Raw genomic sequence first — 18,985 nt, forward strand, 5'->3', positions numbered from 1 at the left:
TGGATAAAAACAGTAATCAATAAGTAGTCAGAAATCGAGCGGAATAGTGTGGTTGTCTTGATCGTTGTCAAAATCATCATTTTTTTGAGCGCTGGTAATATCCGCAAGCTCAGCCGCCAGTGTCTGCTCATCAATGGTGCGAATGGCATCATTAATTACCGCTTTTGAAATGTTGTTGCGACCTAGATTTGAAAACATGGGCTGAATATAATTTAAGACATCCATCATGCCACCAATACGGTGCGGACCATCGCTTAGTAAATGATTGATAATACGCTCATCAAACTGCCAGCCGCGGCGGCGCAAAATAGAGTCAATCAGCGCCTGTCTGTCAGCAAGATCGTGACCATTAGGTACTTTAAAAGAAGGGGCCTGCGCAAGACGCGTTAATAAGTCAGTCAAAGCAAATGGCAGTTCGCTCGCTGGACAGTTGGCTGCAAACAACAACTGACGCTGGCCTTCGCGGCTACGATTAATCAAGTGGAATAAGGCTTCTTGCCACTGACTGCTACGCTCTAACACTTCTAAATCATCGATAGCGATGACGTCGAAGTTTTCGATTGACGATAAGACATTGACATCGGTATGTATCAGCTCATCAAGTGACAGACAGATGGCTGACTTATTCATCTCAATAAATGATTCGCAAATGGCAGACAATAAGTGTGATTTGCCTGTTTCGGGGCTGCCAAATAAATACAGCTGCCCAATCAGACCCACGTGCAGCTGGCGCACCGCGTCAATGATGGACATCCAGCCAGGGCCACTAAAGTCACTAAGACTGGCGTCATGTCTGATATCTAAATTGAGACTTAGCTGTGCTTCTGCCATGAATCATCAACTCGTATTACATATACAATAAAAAGGCCGCATCACCGAATACCTATGATGCGTCTTGAAGTGACTGAGTGGTCTGGATGCCCGCGTTATTATACCTGATTATGGGGCAATAAGGGGGCGCTTTGTGTACCAAAGGCGCCCTAATACCGCGACTATATATACCACACTTACAAAATGACTGACAAGTTTTTTACACCATGGTTCAGTGCTATACGGCCTAAGCTAGTGCTTGTCAAACAAATCCAGCTGTCGCCGGTTCTTATAAAAATCGGTGCTGCGGTAATAGTCATATAAGTGATGAAACAGCACATTCAATACGGCCGATACAGGCAGCGCGATGAGCATACCCACAAAGCCAAGCAAGCTTGCGCCCGCCAATACCGCAAAAATAACCCAAAGCGGTGACAGACCAATCTTATCGCCAAGCAGTAACGGCTGGAGCACATAACCTTCGGCAGCTTGTCCCACCAAAAACGCGCCAACAATTAAAGATAAATACAACCAGTCAAAGCCAAATTGGAACAGTCCTGCGATAATCGCGGCTATAAAACCTAAGCCAAAGCCTAAATAAGGCACAAAGCTTGCGATACCTGCGCCCATACCAATAATCAAACCCAAATCTAGGCCAATCAGCTGTAGCTGTACCGCATAAATCACGCCGAGCAGCACCATGACGAGCAGCTGTCCTTTAATAAACGCCATCAAAGCGTGGTCGCAGTCTTTAGCAATTTCGATGACCTTTTTGCTATATCCTGCTGGAATGGCCATTTTCCATTTATGCAAACGTCTGTCCCAATTGAACAGAAAATAAAAAGTCAAAATAGGCACCAACACAATCAAGCCAGCGTTGTTAATAAATACCATGCTTGAGGTTAATATCTGACTCATCATGCTGCTGGCGTCAGAAAAATTATAGTTGCGCTGCATATATTGTACGAGCGTCTCTGACAGTCCTTTTACCTCCATTTCAGGCAGGCGCAGACGGCTGTTTTCTGTTACCCAAGCACGTAGGCCATCGTTGTACCAATCGAGCACTTTGGGCAGATACGCCCACGCCGACTGCAACTGATACCACATCGTTGGCACCAACCACCACAAGAGCAGTACCATACCCACAGTAATCGCCGCATAGACGATGACAATCGCAATCCAGCGACGCATAAAGCGCGATAGCTTTTTAACCAGTGGATTGAACAAATAAGCAAGGACAAAGGCCACCAAAAAAGGAACGATAACCGGCAACAAGATATACAGCAGCAACAGCGAAATAACGATCGCAGTCACGATAAATAAACGCCGAAAAAAAGGATCTATCGAGCGATGCATCATAGGTAGGCAATCCTAAAAATAAAGGGCTAAAGGTTGTTATTGTTTGGTTTTCATTATCGCAGAGCCATTAAAAAAAGCAGTCATTTTTTGTGTCTGTGCTGTTTTATCGTGTTTTTTGCAGATTTGCCAGTTTATCTGCCAATATGGCGAAGTTGTTTTGCGGGGACGGTCATTTTTTGGGTATAATGCGCGCATTATTTTCTTATTTATGTCATTGCCTACAATGACCCACCTCCTAAATCTGTGAGATGACCATGAGTGACAAGCCTTCGTTAAGCTATAAAGATGCTGGTGTTGATATTGATGCTGGTGACGCGTTGGTACAACGCATCAAATCAGTAGCAAAAGCCACCACGCGCCCTGAAGTGGTGGGTGGTTTGGGTGGCTTTGGCGCCCTTTGCCGTATTCCAACAGGCTATAAGTCGCCGTTATTGGTTTCAGGTACTGATGGTGTGGGCACGAAGCTCAAGCTGGCATTGCAGCTAAATCGTCACGACACTATCGGTATCGATTTGGTCGCGATGTGCGTTAACGATTTGCTGGTCTGTGGTGCAGAGCCATTGTTCTTCTTAGACTACTACGCGACGGGCAAGCTGGATGTCGATACCGCAGCGACAGTGGTTAGCGGTATTGGTGATGGCTGTAAATTGGCCAACTGTGCGCTTATCGGTGGCGAAACGGCTGAAATGCCAGGCATGTACCAAGACGAAGACTATGACCTTGCAGGTTTTTGTGTAGGCGTGGTTGAAGAAGAAGACGTCATCACTGGCGCAAATGTTGCCGAAGGCGATGCGCTGATTGCGCTAGGTTCAGCAGGCGCGCATTCAAACGGCTACTCGCTCGTGCGTAAAGTCATCGAAGTCAGCGGCGTTGATGTGACCAGTAGCGATAAAACGCTAGACGGCATGCCGATTCAAGACGCCCTGATGGCACCGACGCGCATCTATGTACAAGCAGTACAAGCACTACAAAAAGCGCTTGGCAATGAGCATCTACACGCCATGTCACACATCACAGGTGGCGGCTTGACCGACAATCTACCGCGCGTCTTACCAGAAAATCTGGCTGCGAGCATCGACACCCAAAGCTGGCAGTTCTCAGAGCTGTTCACATGGCTACAAGAAAACGGTAACATCGACACCCGTGAGATGTACCGCACCTTTAACTGCGGCGTAGGCTTTGTGATTGTCGTGCCTCAAGACAAAGCAGAACAAGCGATTGACGTCTTAACTGCTGCTGGCGAAAACGCATGGCAAATCGGTACTATGGTCAGCCGTGACGAAGACGCAGTGGTATATCGCTAATGTGTGACGCACCCCTATCAAACGCTGCCACTGCTAATACAAGCGCTCAGCCCCCACTACGTGTGGCGGTCTTGGTCTCAGGCAGTGGCAGCAATCTACAAGTATTAATCGACGCGGTGCAGCAAAAGGCACTGCCGATTGATATCGTCGGCGTTATTAGCAATCGCGAAGACGCCTATGCCATCACCCGCGCCAAAGACGCAGGCATCGAGGTCGCCGTACTCTCGCACGTGGAGAGCGGCAAACGCATGGGCATCAAAACCTTTGAAAAGCACGCCACCGCACAGCTTGAAGCGTGGCAGCCTGACTTGGTCGTTTTGGCAGGTTTTATGCGGGTATTGAGTGCAGACTTTATTGATAACGCGCCTGCACCGATGATTAACCTGCACCCATCGCTACTCCCCGCCTATAAAGGGCTAGACACGCATACCCGTGTACTCTGCTCAGGTGAGCGTGAGCACGGCTGTAGTATCCATGTGGTCACCGCCGAGCTGGATGCAGGACAAGTGTTAAGCCAAGCGGTCTTGCCGATTCGTCATACCGATACGCCTGATAGTTTGCAAAAGCGCGTACAAGTGCTGGAGCATCAACTATTGCCGTGGACGATATTACAAATCGCTATTGGCGGCGTGTCATTAACGCCAAGTGAGCAAGCCTCTAGCATCTTGCCTGCCCTGCCCTTACGTCTATTGATTGACGCTTAGTTGTTTTAAGACATTATTTTTACCCACACAAAAAAACCCAGCTATTAAATAGCTGGGTTTTTCTTTTTAATCTTTAACAGTTTTACGTGTTATTCACTGTTATTTTCCAAATACGTGTACTGCTTTAATGTTGACAAACTCTTTAATACCAAAGCCGCCATGCTCGCGACCATAGCCTGAGTTCTTCACACCACCAAATGGCAGTGCAGGATTGGCAAGACCGTAACCATTGATATAGACCATACCCGTATCGAATTGCTCACTGGCTAAGCGAATGGCTTTTTCTTCATCTTTTGAGAAGATAGCGCCGCCTAGGCCGTAACGACTGTCATTTGCAATGCGCATTGCATCGTCGTCATCTTTGGCGCGGATCAATGACGCCACTGGGCCAAACAATTCGTCGTCGTAGGCAGGTTGACCTTTCTCGACATTTTCTAAGATAGTTGCTGGATAGAAACTGCCTTTACCTTCTGGTACTTTACCGCCAACAGCAATCGTTGCACCTTTTGCTACGCTTTGTTCTACTTGCTCATGCAACTGATCTCGCAAGTCTGCACGCGCTAATGGACCGATGTCTGAGCTGTCGTCCATTGGGTCGCCAGATTTTGTACCTTCAAACTTCTCTACGATACGCTTGCGGAATTCGTCATACACGCTATCGACCACGATAAAGCGTTTCGCTGCTACGCAAGTTTCACCGTTATTGACTAAACGGGCTTGGGTACAGGTCTCTACAGCGGTTTCTATATCGGCGTCTTCTAGTACGATAAAGGCGTCATTTGAACCGAGCTCTAATACTGATTTTTTGATTGCTTTGGCCGCTTGTTGACCAACGATACGACCAGCAGCATCACTACCTGTGAGCGTTACGCCACGTACTTTGTCATTTTCAATCAATTTTTCTGATTGGTCATGATCAATCAAAATCGTACGGAACAAATCATTTGGCAGTTCAGACTCATGGAATATTTTTTCGATCAATAAGCCAGAACCTGTGACGTTTGCTGCATGTTTAAGCAGAACGCTGTTACCTGCCATCAAGTTAGCAATGGCATAACGGAATACTTGATACGCTGGGAAGTTCCAAGGTTGCATACCATAGATGACGCCGATTGGTTGATAAGTCACGATACCTTTTTTCATGCTTTCGATATCTCGCTCATCATCTGCAAGCGCAGCGACACCATTTTCAGCAGTGTAATCACAAATTGCTTTACAGAGATCTACTTCTTGCTGACTTTGACCATAGAGCTTACCGCGCTCTTCGGTCATAAGCTTAGATAGCTCCTCCTTATACTCCATCAATTTGTCACCGATGGACTTGATGACACGTCCACGTTCTTCATGGCTCACAGTACGCCATTCTAAGAATGCATTATGTGACGCATCGACAATCTTGTTAACTTCGTCGTTGCTCATGTAATCATAATTTTTAATGTCTTCGCCCGTTGCTGGGTTAACAGTAGTAATATCTGCCATGAGAATGGTCCTTTTTATTTGTTGTCATTGGTTATTGGTATGATGAAGTTATAAAGCCTATGATTTATAACGTTTACGTTGTTCGTATTACTGCTAAATAAATGAGGAAAATACATTAGCTTACTGCATACTGTAAAAACAGATTATTAAATATAATTTAATAATTAATCTTAAATATGTAAATTTTCTTTTTTATTTAACGTTTAGCCATCATAGCAAAATCGCTGGAAAATTCGTTTACAAGATATTGTAAAGTGTGTTTAAGATGTTAAGAATGTGACCAAGCCGACAATAAAACATACAAACGCAAAAAAGCCAGCAGTGACGCTGGCTTATTTTATATGGACTAAAAGCTGCAAGGACTAAGCACTGTAGGCAGTAGAAAACATGTATAAAGGTACAGACAGAAGCCACTATTGGCTACATACCGTCCTTAATCGATTACAAGATATACGAGCTGTTAAAACAGATGATTAATCGTTGGCTCTTGCTCGGCTTCGCCTTCTTCTTCAGCGACCACTTGACGAGCCACATGCATAATTAATTGACGCAGCCAGCGGTGCGCAGGATGGTGCTGTAAGAGCGGCGACCATGCCATGGTCAACTCAAACTCTGGAATAAAAAATGGCGGCTCACGCATCACAATACTGTCATTGGTCGCTTGCATTCTTGCCACACGTGTCGGCAAGGTGGCGACCAAGTCTTTATTGGCCGCGAGCATGGCAGGCATTTGATAATGACGGGTAAATACGCTGATTTGGCGCTTTTGTCCCAAACGCTGTAAGGCTTGATCAATCGAGCCTAGACCACCTGATTTTTCAGGATTGACCCCAAAACCAACGCCCATACCTGTTTTTGATACCCAAACATGCTGGGCTTTTAGATAACTTTTTAAGTTAAAGCGGTTAACATAAGGGCTGTCCGCTGACAGTAAGCAGCTAAAGGTATCGCGCCAAACGAGCACTTGGTGGAAGCTTTGTGGAATCTCGTTAAAACGGTTAATCGCTAAGTCTACGCGCCCCTGCTCCATATCACGATACGACACGTCTGATGGCGTCAAAAAGTCCAAGATGACATTAGGCGCTTCGGAGCGCAAGGCTTTAACAAGCTTAGGCACCAAAGTGGCTTCGGCATAATCAGAAGTCATAATGCGGAAGACGCGTGAGGTGCTGTACGGACGAAACTCAGTACGCGGCTCTAATACTTGGGTCAAGTCCGCCAAAATCTCACGAATACGCGGCTGTAGCTCTAACGCACGCTCAGTTGGCGTCATACCTTCTGATGAGCGTACGAGCAAAGGGTCATTAAATAATTTGCGCAGGCGACGCAAGATATTACTCATGGCAGGCTGCGTGATACCCAACTGCTCAGCAGCACGCGTAACGTTTTTTTCTCGAAGCAATACATCTAAATGTACCAGTAAATTTAAATCTACCCGCTGCAAATTCATACTTATATCTCTTTATCTCAATCTACGCATCTGTATATGGTCTATGTCGTCATTATCCCAGTTATGGCACATTCATTCTCTGTTGTCATTAAGTTTCGGTAACCTCTACGCCTAGAAATATCGTTCTTCTAACAATTTTACGCAAGCAAACCTTACTTAAATATTTGTTTTTATTATACTATAATCAATATAAATACCAAGGATAACTATCATAAACTGGCTAAATCTTATTTCGCTCGATATAGTGAATGCCATAGACACCTGGAATAACAAACACCAAATACCTACATTTTTGGTAAAAAACACACTCAATATTGCATGCTAATATAAACTTTTGTGTGTTCTAAATTATTCCATAGTGATTGTTGTTGCTGTAATCACTCACTTATGACGCGCTCTATTGTAGCATTTCTCACGCAGTCGTAGTGACGACCATAGACAACAATGATAGGACAATCCACATATTGTAATCATCCTTTTTGATAACTGGCAAGGAGCGCTTTTATGTCAACCTATACTTCAGCAATCGACCATATCCGCCAACTAAAACAGCAATACGGCAACTGGCAAAATATCAGTGAAACCGATGCCGCCCGTATGATGATGCAGAACCGTTTTAAAACAGGTTTAGACATTGCTCAATATACCGCCGATATCATGCGCCAAGACATGGCTGACTATGACAAAGACAGCTCACAGTATACGCAGTCTTTGGGCGCTTGGCATGGCTTTGTCGCTCAGCAAACCATGTATGCCAATAAAAAATACTTCAACACCACCGCCAAACGCTATATCTACTTATCAGGTTGGATGGTTGCGGCACTACGCTCTGAATTTGGCCCGCTACCTGACCAATCTATGCACGAAAAAACGGCTGTACCTAAGCTGATTGCTGAGATTTATACCTTTTTGCGTCAGGCGGATGCCAAAGTATTGAACGATTACTTCCGCGAGCTCAATCGTGCTAAAGAAGCAGGTGAAGATACCAGTGCTATCGAGGACAAAATCAATAACTTTGAATCACACGTCGTGCCTATCATCGCTGATATCGATGCAGGCTTTGGTAACGAAGAGGCCACTTATCTGTTGGCAAAGCAGATGATTGAAGCAGGCGCTTGTGCCATTCAGATTGAAAACCAAGTGTCGGATGCCAAGCAGTGTGGGCACCAAGCGGGTAAAGTGACCGTACCTCACGAAGATTTTATTTCCAAATTAAATGCCATTCGCTACGCCTTTTTAGAGCTGGGTATTGATAATGGCGTCATCGTAGCACGTACGGATTCTGAGGGCGCATCACTCACACAAAAAATCCCTGTCTCACAAGAAAAAGGCGACTTGGCATCACAATATATTGATTTTCTTGAAGTAGAAGAAATCGATATCAACGATGCTAACGAAAATGATATGCTGCTCAAACGTGATGGCAAACTGGTGCGCCCAACGCGTACCGCAAACGGTCTGTATAGCTTCCGCGAAGACACCAATATTGACCGCGTCGTACTCGACTGTGTGACTGCGCTTGATAACGGTGCTGACCTGCTGTGGATTGAGACGCCGACCCCTGATGTCGAACACATCAAAACGATGGTTGATCGTATCAAAGAGACACACGCTGATGCGAAATTGGTTTATAACAATAGCCCTTCGTTCAACTGGACGCTCAACTTCCGCAAACAAGTTATCGCGCTATGGGAAGCCAATGGCAAAGATGTCTCAGCGTATGATAAGAACAACCTCATGAGCAGCGAATACGACAACACTGAGCTGAATGAAGCAGCGGATGAGCGCGCACGCAACTTCCAAAAAGAAGCTTCAAAAGAAGCAGGCGTGTTCCATCACTTAATCACCTTACCGACCTACCACACCACCGCGCTACACATGCACGAGCTGTCAAAAGGTTACTTTGGTGAAGAAGGTATGCTCGCTTATGTCGCAGGTGTACAGCGTAAAGAAATTCGCGAAGGCGTTTCTTGTGTCAAACACCAAGCGATGGCTGGCTCTGATTTGGGCGATGATCACAAAGAAATCTTCTCAGGTGATAACGCACTAAAAGCAGGTGGCGGCAAAAACACCATGAATCAGTTTTAAGATTTAGTACCTGAGGTGCGCTCGCACCTCTTTAATAACTAAAAAGTAACGACATATCCCTGTTTTATCTGCTTAACTTATCCTTTTACCCCTTTAGCCGCCGACGTCCTATAGGCGGCTTTTTTTTATGGGAGGTTATCGGGGCATTTTCGTTACTTCGACTTAAGGCTTGTCTTTATCATCACTGTCGTTTAAAAATACCTTTTGTTGTGGTGGGTTTTCTTTGGTTAGTGATGGTGTTTGCGCCGCGTTAGAAGATTTAGTGTATTGAGTCACTGTGAGAATAACGGCCTTTAGCACGCGATAAATGAGATATAAAACCCCTGCAAAGACGAGCAGCCACCAGCCTTGCGCCAATACCAGCAGCGCCGTTCTGAGCGTCTCCCACCCTTTATACAGCTGATTGCTAAGCTGACTGCCAAAACTTGGACGCTCATCAATGATAAGCTGCGTCATACTGGGGGTGACTTCTTTATAGCTGCTGACAGGCTGATTAAACTGTAGCTCAATGGTGCTATATTTAACCTTGGTCTTCGATTTCCATTCTTTGCAATTTGGCATAATCCGCGCGGGCACGCGCATAGTAAGTACGATCGATGGTGTGAATATTGCCGCGCTGCGTCTTAGTATCTTCGTTGTCTAATTGCTGCTCGGACAGCTCGGTGCTGATATCGGTATTGAGCGCTGCGGCCAATTGCTCGCGGTAAATGTCCAAGGTCACGTCTTTTGCGGTAAATGCCTGCTCATTTAAAAATACCACTTCTTTACGCATCGCCGTTAAGAAGGTATTGACGTTTTCTTTGGGCACACGCACGGTCATGGTCGCTTGCCTATAATAAGTGGTTAGGCGTATGTGCTTGCCATCCGCCTCGTATTCTCGGCTGCCCTGCTCCACATTATTAATCAGGCTGTCCGCCACATAGCCGCCTTGCTGCTGCGTCAAAGTTTCAATGGCGATGCTGCTCTTGACCACATCTTTGACCTGAAAATCAGCGCGCATATTGACCATCAGGGTCTTGCCTGCCACATTTTGATTGACACTTTGATTGCCAAGCGTCATCTCACTGCTACCACCAACCTCAGTAACCGTATCCGTTACGTCGCCTGATTGGTCGGCAACGGCTTCTAAATCAGCCAGCGCTTGCACGTCTTCTGTAGCACGCTCCTCATAGCTGTCCTCTGTTGCCATTTCTTGATCTGGCGCACTACAGCCTGCTAAGAGCGTTACCAGTAATGCACTACTCATAACCGCTTGCCAGCGAATACTGCGCCCATTTTGCACTTGTTTGACAGTCAATAACGATGACGACATAAACAATGACCTTTTTTCGTATTTATTTTAATGTTTTATAAATGCTTGAAGCCCTAATACTTTCCTTCTGGAATCTCAGCATCCATAAGTCCGCTAATGTTGCGGCTGCTTTCACGATAGACGCCTGCCATCTGGCGGAAGGTCAGCTCAATATCACTATAGCTGCCGTTAGCCGCCCGTATATCAATACTGGCGGGTGCACTGCCTTCTGAAGCATTATCGGCGGCGTTGGCACTGTCTGTCGTGTTCGACGGCGCCGTTTCGCGCGCCGCGCTACCCTCAGAGGCAATTGCTGCATCTTCCAACAGCGGCTGGTCGCTTGGGCGATCCTCGATACCAAAGGCTTGCGCGTTTAATAACAGCACTTGCTTTTGTACTTGTGCCAAAAAGGCTTTGGTCTGCGCTTTAGGTACACGTACGGTCATGCTGGCTTCGCGCTGATAGCTGATGAGCGCGATGTTTTGCGCGTCTTTATCGGCACTTCTCATATCGTTACGCACATTGCTGATGCTGTGACTGGCGACATAGCCATTCAGATTTTGCGCGGCGCTAGCAATCGCACGGCTGCTTTTTAAGACATCCGCCACCTGAAAATCCGCCTGCACCCACACTTTTGGCGCACTTACCAAGATGGCAGGGTCGATAAACAAATCTTCAAGCCGCTGCGGCACTTCACCTGTGACGTTGTTGACTTGATAGCTGACCGCAAGGTTTTGCTGCGGATTGGTTTGGCGCGGCGCGGTACTGCTGATATTTTCGCTCACATCTTCCATCAGCGGCACAGTTGGGTCACTCGCAACAGGTTCGCTGGGCGCTCGCTCGCCGCAGCCTGTGAGTAGCGCGGTCAATAAGACACTACTGACCATCAGTTGCGCTGGGGTTACTCGCGCAGGTGACAGGCGATTAAGCAATAACGATGCGTCCATAAGTCTATACCTTTTTATCAATTAAGCGCAGCCATCAGCATGTGTGCGGGCATAAGCAAAACACCCTACCATACCCTAAAAACCTTCATTATAAAAACTTTTGTTTATTTTTGCCGTATAAATTGTGCAGAATGCCTGATGTATGACAGGCAGACACGCTTTCGCGCTTGTCTTTTTATGATGAGGCTCATACGATGGGGCTATCTGCTATGCGCATTGATAACAAATAACAATTAGGAGCTGCCATGCAAGAAGTCGAACTCAAATTCTTAGTACCCGCATCACGATTAAAAGGCTTGATGCGTCAAGTCGATGTCAAAGCGGCCAAGCACACTACGATGCGCGCGCATTATTTTGACACGCCTGACCAACAACTGGCAAAAACAGGCATCGGACTGCGTATTCGCCAAGAGGGCGACACATGGGTACAGACGATTAAGGCAGGCGGCGCAGGCGTGATTGCGCGTACTGAACACAATGCGGTGCTTGATAGCGAACAGGTTGAGGCAATGATTGCCGCTGATAACCTAAAACCCAACCTAAAAATGTATAAGCACACTGACATTGCGCCTGCGCTTGCGCCCTTTAAACGTAAGGCATTAGAAAAAGACCTTGTGCGCCAATATGTGACGGATATCGAGCGCACCACACGCCTCTTAAAAGACGGACACAGCAGCATTGAGCTGGCATATGACACGGGCAGCATCATTCATGGACAAGAGGACAATAAACGCAGTGAGATTCAAGAGATTGAATTTGAGCTGGTATCAGGTACGCCTGTTTATCTCTTTGACATTGCAAAAAAATGGTGCAAGCGCTACAAGCTGTGCCTATCGACCGTGACCAAGGCTGAGCGCGGCAGCTTATTATTAAATGACAAAGCACACAGTCCAGCGCGGCATTTGAGTCTTAGGAACTTGGATGCGGGCGCGTTTGAGATTGACAAAGATTTGTCCTTACCCGTCTATATTCAGGCACTGGTACAGCATTGCTTATTACAAATTCTACCGAGCAGCAGCGCGATTGTCGAAGGCAGCTTGGACGCCGAGCACAGCTGGCAGCTGTATTTAGGTTTGCGCCGCCTGCAAGCAGTTTACAGCGCCTATCAGCCAATGTGGTCAGCGCTCTCAAAGGACGCTCTGCCCATCATCAGTCAAACTGCCAATATCCTAAAAGAGTACCATGATGCCGTGCAGCTGCGTGATGATGTCGAGCCGCAAATGGTCGCACAAGGCGCGCCCGCGACCGATTGGCAAGCCCATATTGACGCCATCAACATCACACCTGTCGATGCCGTGCAAGCCAATGATTTTCAATGTTTGCTGCTTGATTTGCTAGCATTGACCATGCAAACACCCGATGAGGATGACAGTGAAGACACTCTTAGTCTGCGCGATGCAACTGCACAAGCGCTGGGGCAGCAATACACGCTGGTGCGCGAGCATCTAGACGCGATGACCTCTACAGAGCAAGATACCGATGTTGATTTAGTAGATAAATTAGCGCAGTATCAACAAAGCGCAGCTGCCGTCACAGACCTATATTATCTGACGGCCTTTGCAGCGCCCATATTGCCCAAAAAAGCCAAACACTGGCAAAAAATAATCAAAAAGGCAAACAAGCACATGCAGCGTCATCTGATTGGGCGCGAGCAACAAGCCGCTTATCAGCACTATGCTAATACTGAACCGAACGCATTATTTGCCGCAGGTTGGCTGCTTGCTAACCTACCAAACAGCGCGCATAAGTGGCAAAAACATGCCGAGGCACTGCAAGATAATGAGCCAAAATGGTTATAAAATACCTTAAAATAAGCATAAAAAAAGACAGCGCCAACAACGCTGTCTTTTTTATTTTGGTCAAGTTAGGGCGTATCCCTAACCTTTGCGCCAAATACATGCTTTTAGCGCATATTTTAGCAAAGGCTTATAGACCATGTACGCGCATACGCTTGTCTAGTGATTCAAATTCTTTGTCGCCTGCTGGCGCTTCGATGCTACCAAATGGCATCTGTGCGATTAGGTCCCAGCTCTCTGGAATATCAAAGGCCGCCGCTACATCTTCATCAATGAGTGGGTTGTAATGCTGTAAATTAGCACCGACATTAAGCGCACGTAGCTCAGTCCACATGGCGTACTGGTGCATCGCTGAAGTGTGCTCTGCCCATACTGGGAACTTGTCTGCATATAGCGCAAACTGCTCTTGCAATGATTTCACCACATCTTGGTCTTCATAATATAAAACCGTACCTGCCGCTGCGCGGAAACCATCTAGCTTTTGCTTGGTGCTTGAAAAGTCACCATCGCCTACCGCTTCACGTAGCTTTTCTTCTGCGATGTCCCAGACTTTTTTATGCGCATCGCCGAACAATACGACAAGACGTGATGACTGAGAATTAAACGATGAAGGGGTATGTAATACCACACGCTCTGCCACATTAACAATCGCTTGTGGCTCAACAGGCAAATTATCGCCTAAGTTATAGATAGAACGGCGTTCGGTAAAGGCTTCTTGCAAAGTAGCTAGGGTTTCGTTACTCATAGTCGGTGCTCTCTTTTTATCGGTGTGTGAAGATTCAAATCTATATAGCTTCTTAAAACACAAAAAAGTATCGCACAGCATGATGTTATTGTGTGCTGTGCTTTTAATGCTTTTTATTATAAGCGTGTTTCTAAAAAGCATTATAGCATTTATCTTAATATATGTTAATAATTGTTAATCTTAATTTATCAATACTAGATATTGCTAGTGCTCATGACAGCAAACAATATGCAGGCTATATCTGTTTTTATTGTTTAATCAATGGTCTAACTACGCTATTATTTACTAAAATTAAAAGCGCTATTTATCGTTGTTGGTAATATCAACCACAGTACCCTCTTGTACGGTATTAAACAGCGCCAGTATATCGGTATTACGCATACGGATGCAGCCGTGTGACATGGGCACGCCCATCGGTTCGCTATCGGGTGTGCCATGAATATAAATATAACGCTGATAGCTGTCGCAGCAGCCGTGCGCGTTACTGCCCTTATTAACCCCCGCTTCTTCACCCGCCAGCCAAAAGATACGCGTCAATATCCAGTCACGCTCAGGATGCGCTGCGCCCAGCTCGGGGGTGTAGATTTCGCCTGTGGGTACGCGCCCGATAAAGACACTGTTTATCGGTGTGTCCGCGCCAATCTTGGCTGCGATACGGTGGCGACCCAGTGGTGTACAGCCGCTGTTTTCTTGGCTGCCAATGCCGTTTTTGGCGCTGGAGATGATATAGCGCTGTTGCACGTCGCCGTCTTTATAAACGCTCAACGTTTGATGGGCGATATCGATGGACAAATACAGGTTGCTGGATAAAGGGGTACTCGGGAGCGACTGTGGCATAACAAACATCCAAACTGCCAAGCGCGGCATACACATACCGTGGCAGAATTTTCTAAGGGTTAGGGATTGTATCGTGGCAATATGCACCGTAAGATAGGGGCATATTTTTTGATGCTAGCAGATTATGACGTATATTTCACCGACACGTGTGTCGATGTATGATTTTTTATATCAAGATACTCAGCCGATGGTGTCGCTACTGGCGGACATCACTCAGCTGTCGTTGCCACAAACACGTTTGGTCATGGATGAGGCACTGCAAGCGATTATCAGCGCTCTTCTCGCCTATCATCAGCGTCATGGGGCACAAGGCGTATGTAAAAAGCTGTTCGCTCGCGGTGCGATTAAGGAGCTACGTGAGTACAACTCCATGAACTTCACAACGATAAATGCCGCGTTTTATCATGGTCAAGACATTACCGATACGCTGTTTGGCGACAATGCCCGCCTACAAAAAGTGTGTGAGCTGATTTGCGCACGTACAGAGGTCAGTATTGCACGCGTACAGTCTTTGCTGTCTACGCTTTGTGCCATTGCGATACGTGAGCTGGCAATTTTGGCGCATCATAGCCGTGTTGATTTTGATGAAGTGGATACGTGGTTTGCTTTGCAGCCACAGTTTTTATCCAGTAAGCATCGCGGTATCGAAGCGCTACACGACGAAGTACACGCCCTACCGACGATTACTTGCATTGTCTCTGAAGACATTAAGCCACCAGCGTTTGACACTCAGTGGTATACACTTACCCAGTACGAGCCGCCGAGCCAGCCGCTACGCGAAACCCATACGTCCAACAGTACCTATATGACCGCAATCGGCCGTTCGCCAAGTAGTCATTTGCAGAACAATCAAAGCGATATGCTGATATTTTTGGACATGCCGCACATTACTATACCGCATCAGCGCTGGTTGCTACAGCTGGCCAAGGTATCTGACATTTATCTTAGCCGCAACCGTTTGCGTATCAATTCTGAGCCTGCCACACCGCCTGCACCACCCCTTGTCAGCCTCGCGCTACTGAGTGGTTTGAGCAATAACACACCCAGTGAATCAGTCGCGCATCATGACGAAAAAGACACACCGTTATGGCGCAATCCTGTGATTTTATTGGTCATTATCGTCATTGGCAGCTTGGGTGCATTGGCAACCATTAAATATAAGATGAAAAACGATCACATTCAGCCACAACCTAGCGCTCGTGATATAGCAGCGACGGCTGAACATTAACGTCTAAATGGGTTGCGTTTGACTTAACGCATCATCACACGTGACGTATTTTAAGCATAAAAAAAGCAGAAGCGTGATGCCTCTGCTTTTTTCTTAAACGCGTTGTCACTTGGTCAGTATCTTACTTTGACAAGTCGCGACCACGGCTCGCTTCAATCGCCAAACGCAGACCGTTTAGACGGATAAAGCCTTCGGCGTCTTTTTGATCGTATGCGCCTGCATCGTCTTCAAAGGTAGCAATTTTTTCATCGAACAGTGAATCGTCAGACTTACGACCGACCACGCTGACCGCGCCTTTGTACAGCTTCACACGTACGGTGCCGTTGACATATTCTTGAGATTTGTCAATCATGGCTTGTAGCATTTCACGCTCTGGGCTGAACCAGTAGCCGTTATAGATGATTTTTGCGTAGCGTGGCATCAGCTCGTCTTTTAGGTGCGCCGCTTCACGGTCAAGAGTCAATGACTCGATGCCGCGGTGCGCTTTTAGCATAATCGTGCCCGCTGGCGTCTCGTAGCAGCCGCGTGACTTCATGCCCACGTAGCGGTTTTCTACGATGTCCAAACGACCGATGCCGTGCTTGCCGCCCAGCTCGTTCAGCTTAATCATCACTTCATACGGCTTTAATGCTTCGCCGTCAATCGCTACGATGTCGCCCTTTTTGTATTCTAGCTCAATATATTCTGGCTCATTGGGCGCTTCTTCTGGGCTAACTGACCAGCGCCACATGTCTTCTTCAGCTTCGGCGTACGGGTCTTCTAGCATGCCACCTTCGTATGAGATGTGCAGTAGGTTGGCATCCATTGAGTAAGGCGACTTTTTCTTCTTATTCGCAAAGTCTATAGGAATGTCATGCTCAGCCGCATAGTTCATTAGGCTCTCACGACTTGATAAATCCCACTCACGCCAAGGGGCGATGGTTTTAACGTCTGGTGCTAAGGCAATCGCGCCCAGCTCAAAACGTACTTGGTCGTTACCTTTACCCGTTGCGCCGTGGCTGATAGCGTCTGCGCCGTGCTCTTTTGCAATTTCAATCAAGCGCTTTGAGATCAGTGGACGCGCGATTGACGTGCCCAGTAAGTATTCGCCTTCATAGATGGCATTGGCGCGGAACATTGGGAACACATAGTCACGCGCAAACTCTTCGCGCAAGTCTTCAATATGAATGTGCTTGACGCCCATGGCTTCAGCTTTGGCGCGTGCTGGCTCGACTTCTTCACCCTGACCGATATCAGCGGTGAACGTGATGACTTCCGCATCATAGGTTTCTTGTAGCCAGCGTACGATAATTGAGGTGTCTAGACCTCCTGAATACGCCAAAACGATTTTATTAATATTCTTTGGATCAAGCTTAGCCATGCAAAACTCCTAATGATCAGCAGTCGATTGTTGAAAACTGTGGTTGCGTTAATAAAAAATAAATAGAGTCATCTTATCGTATATATAGACAGCGTATATGCAAATGGCGCATATAATCGTGTCAAAAAAAATAGGTCGAGCATAAGTGCGCTCGACTGCTTGAACAGTGTACATCATATTACCAGTAGGCAAAAGTAGCAGCAGCGTTTGCGCCCTTTTTTGCGGCGATTTTGTCACCAGAGTTGCACTTTTACGCGCTTTATCCTTGCCAGATTTTATCCGCTTGATGCGGTGCCTGTGTTTAGCCCTTTGGGCAAACCTGTTATCATAGCGCATCCTTTTTATTTTCTGATGTGACGACTGCCATGACTGCAAATTCTGCTGCCCCAAACGAAATCACTATCTTACAACCTGATGACTGGCACATTCATCTGCGCGATGATGGCGCACTTGCCACTACCGTGCCGCACGCGGCAAAGCGCTTTAACCGCGTGATTTGCATGCCCAATCTCGTGCCGCCCGTCAAAAATACCACTGACGCGCGCGCGTATCGCGAACGTATTTTAGAAGCCTTGGTCGCAAGCGACATCGACGTCAGCCGCAAAGATGCCTTTGACCCGCGCATGACGCTGTATATGACCAATCAAACCAGCGCCAATGACATTCAAGAAGCGGCAGAATCAGGCATCGTACAAGCGGTCAAGCTTTATCCTGCAGGCGCAACGACCAATTCAGCGGACGGCGTAACCGATATCATGGCGTGCGCTGACGTGTTTGCGGCAATGGAAAAATACAACCTGCCGCTACTCATTCATGGCGAAGTCACGCATGACCATGTCGATATTTTTGACCGTGAAAAGCGCTTTTTAGATGAAGTCATGAGCCGCATTATTCGTGAGTTTCCCACTCTGAAAGTGGTCATGGAACACATCACCACAGGCGATGCTGCCCAGTTTGTACAGGCGCAAGGCAACAATGTTGCTGCAACCATTACCCCGCAGCATCTGTTGTTTAATCGCAACCACATGCTGGTCGGCGGTATCCGTCCGCATTTTTATTGCTTGCCGATTCTAAAGCGTCAGTCGCACCAACAAGTGCTGCTTGACGTTGCTACCAGTGGCAGCCCTAAATTCTTCTTAGGCACGGATTCTGCACCACACCCAACGCATAAAAAAGAGACGGCATGCGGCTGCGCGGGCTGCTATAGCGCTGATATCGCCTTGCCGCTCTACGCCACTGCGTTTGAAAGCGTGGGCAAAATTGAAATGCTTGAAGGCTTTGCCAGCCGTTTTGGCGCGGCATTCTATGGCCTGCCTGAAAATACCAGCACCATCACCCTAACCCGTACGCCGATGCAAGTGCCTAGCCACTATCCGTACTTTGATGGCAACCAGCTGACCCCACTCATGGCAGGTGAAACGCTACCGTGGTCACTCAAAGCATAATGATGGCTACGGCGCGTTATTAGGCACTACCCAAACTCACGCGTACTAACTCACACTGCGGCGCGCTTGGCTGATTGGCTAGGCGCGCTATACTTGATGCGCTACTGACTATGTTACCTATGCTATATGCAGGTCAACCGCA

General features: G+C 47.0%; 16 protein-coding genes. 6 read left to right on the forward strand and 10 right to left on the reverse strand.

The annotated features are described in order from the left end of the window. Window positions 1-27: 27 nt before the first annotated feature. Window positions 28-831, reverse strand: a complete 804-nt coding sequence (hda, locus tag JIE71_RS11795) for a DnaA regulatory inactivator Hda (protein WP_199508917.1) — start codon at window positions 829-831, stop codon at window positions 28-30. Window positions 832-1,062: 231 nt separating this feature from the next. Then, a complete protein-coding gene (locus tag JIE71_RS11800) occupies window positions 1,063-2,169 on the reverse strand; it encodes an AI-2E family transporter (protein ID WP_199508918.1) in 1,107 nt (368 codons plus the stop codon). A gap of 254 nt (window positions 2,170-2,423) precedes the next feature. Between JIE71_RS11800 and purM the strand changes: the two genes are divergently transcribed. After that, entirely contained in the window at window positions 2,424-3,473 is a 1,050-nt protein-coding gene (gene purM / locus JIE71_RS11805) for a phosphoribosylformylglycinamidine cyclo-ligase (RefSeq protein WP_199508919.1), read from the forward strand. Beyond that, window positions 3,473-4,177, forward strand: coding sequence for a phosphoribosylglycinamide formyltransferase (gene purN / locus JIE71_RS11810; RefSeq protein ID WP_199508920.1), 705 nt, complete (start codon window positions 3,473-3,475; stop codon window positions 4,175-4,177). The genes purM and purN overlap by 1 nt, the downstream gene beginning before the upstream one ends. 99 nt (window positions 4,178-4,276) lie before the next feature. Here the strand turns inward: purN and JIE71_RS11815 are convergent, their stop codons facing one another. Both JIE71_RS11815 and JIE71_RS11820 read right to left on the reverse strand, forming a co-directional pair. After that, on the reverse strand, window positions 4,277-5,656 hold the full coding sequence (locus tag JIE71_RS11815) for an NAD-dependent succinate-semialdehyde dehydrogenase (RefSeq protein ID WP_199508921.1): 1,380 nt from the start codon (window positions 5,654-5,656) through the stop codon (window positions 4,277-4,279). 460 nt (window positions 5,657-6,116) lie between these two features. Then, a complete protein-coding gene (locus JIE71_RS11820; protein ID WP_199508922.1) occupies window positions 6,117-7,106 on the reverse strand; it encodes a LysR family transcriptional regulator in 990 nt (329 codons plus the stop codon). 504 nt (window positions 7,107-7,610) lie between these two features. Here JIE71_RS11820 and JIE71_RS11825 point away from each other — a divergent pair. Further along, complete coding sequence (locus JIE71_RS11825) at window positions 7,611-9,194, forward strand: isocitrate lyase (protein ID WP_199508923.1); 1,584 nt, start codon at window positions 7,611-7,613, stop codon at window positions 9,192-9,194. 162 nt (window positions 9,195-9,356) lie between these two features. Here JIE71_RS11825 and JIE71_RS11830 read toward each other — a convergent pair whose 3' ends face one another. The 3 genes from JIE71_RS11830 to JIE71_RS11840 are packed head-to-tail and all read right to left on the reverse strand — an operon-like array spanning window position 9,357 to window position 11,432. After that, window positions 9,357-9,755, reverse strand: coding sequence for a hypothetical protein (locus JIE71_RS11830; RefSeq protein WP_199508924.1), 399 nt, complete (start codon window positions 9,753-9,755; stop codon window positions 9,357-9,359). Continuing rightward, window positions 9,715-10,506 carry a DUF4349 domain-containing protein gene (locus JIE71_RS11835; protein WP_199508925.1) on the reverse strand — a complete coding sequence of 264 codons (792 nt, stop codon included), beginning with the start codon at window positions 10,504-10,506 and terminating at the stop codon, window positions 9,715-9,717. Before JIE71_RS11835 ends, JIE71_RS11830 begins: the two co-directional genes overlap by 41 nt. Window positions 10,507-10,559: 53 nt before the next feature. Beyond that, entirely contained in the window at window positions 10,560-11,432 is an 873-nt protein-coding gene (locus JIE71_RS11840; protein ID WP_199508926.1) for a hypothetical protein, read from the reverse strand. Between the two features lie 245 nt (window positions 11,433-11,677). Here JIE71_RS11840 and JIE71_RS11845 point away from each other — a divergent pair, with 245 nt between their 5' ends. After that, window positions 11,678-13,231, forward strand: coding sequence for a CYTH and CHAD domain-containing protein (locus tag JIE71_RS11845; protein WP_199508927.1), 1,554 nt, complete (start codon window positions 11,678-11,680; stop codon window positions 13,229-13,231). 127 nt (window positions 13,232-13,358) lie between these two features. Here JIE71_RS11845 and JIE71_RS11850 read toward each other — a convergent pair whose 3' ends face one another. Together JIE71_RS11850 and JIE71_RS11855 are read right to left on the reverse strand one after the other, a co-directional pair. Next, window positions 13,359-13,973, reverse strand: coding sequence for a nitroreductase family protein (locus JIE71_RS11850; protein ID WP_199508928.1), 615 nt, complete (start codon window positions 13,971-13,973; stop codon window positions 13,359-13,361). A gap of 300 nt (window positions 13,974-14,273) precedes the next feature. Beyond that, on the reverse strand, window positions 14,274-14,810 hold the full coding sequence (locus tag JIE71_RS11855) for a L,D-transpeptidase (protein WP_199508929.1): 537 nt from the start codon (window positions 14,808-14,810) through the stop codon (window positions 14,274-14,276). Between the two features lie 124 nt (window positions 14,811-14,934). On the opposite strand from JIE71_RS11855, the gene JIE71_RS11860 reads away from it, so the two are divergent. After that, window positions 14,935-16,038, forward strand: a complete 1,104-nt coding sequence (locus tag JIE71_RS11860; RefSeq protein ID WP_199508930.1) for a hypothetical protein — start codon at window positions 14,935-14,937, stop codon at window positions 16,036-16,038. Between the two features lie 121 nt (window positions 16,039-16,159). Here the strand turns inward: JIE71_RS11860 and JIE71_RS11865 are convergent, their stop codons facing one another. Further along, window positions 16,160-17,398, reverse strand: a complete 1,239-nt coding sequence (locus JIE71_RS11865; RefSeq protein WP_199508931.1) for an argininosuccinate synthase — start codon at window positions 17,396-17,398, stop codon at window positions 16,160-16,162. Window positions 17,399-17,763: 365 nt separating this feature from the next. Here JIE71_RS11865 and pyrC point away from each other — a divergent pair, with 365 nt between their 5' ends. Then, complete coding sequence (pyrC, locus tag JIE71_RS11870; RefSeq protein ID WP_199508932.1) at window positions 17,764-18,843, forward strand: dihydroorotase; 1,080 nt, start codon at window positions 17,764-17,766, stop codon at window positions 18,841-18,843. The last annotated feature ends 142 nt before the right edge of the window (window positions 18,844-18,985 follow it).

The sequence above is a fragment of the Psychrobacter sp. bablab_jr014 genome (assembly GCF_016464015.1).
Classification (GTDB): domain Bacteria; phylum Pseudomonadota; class Gammaproteobacteria; order Pseudomonadales; family Moraxellaceae; genus Psychrobacter.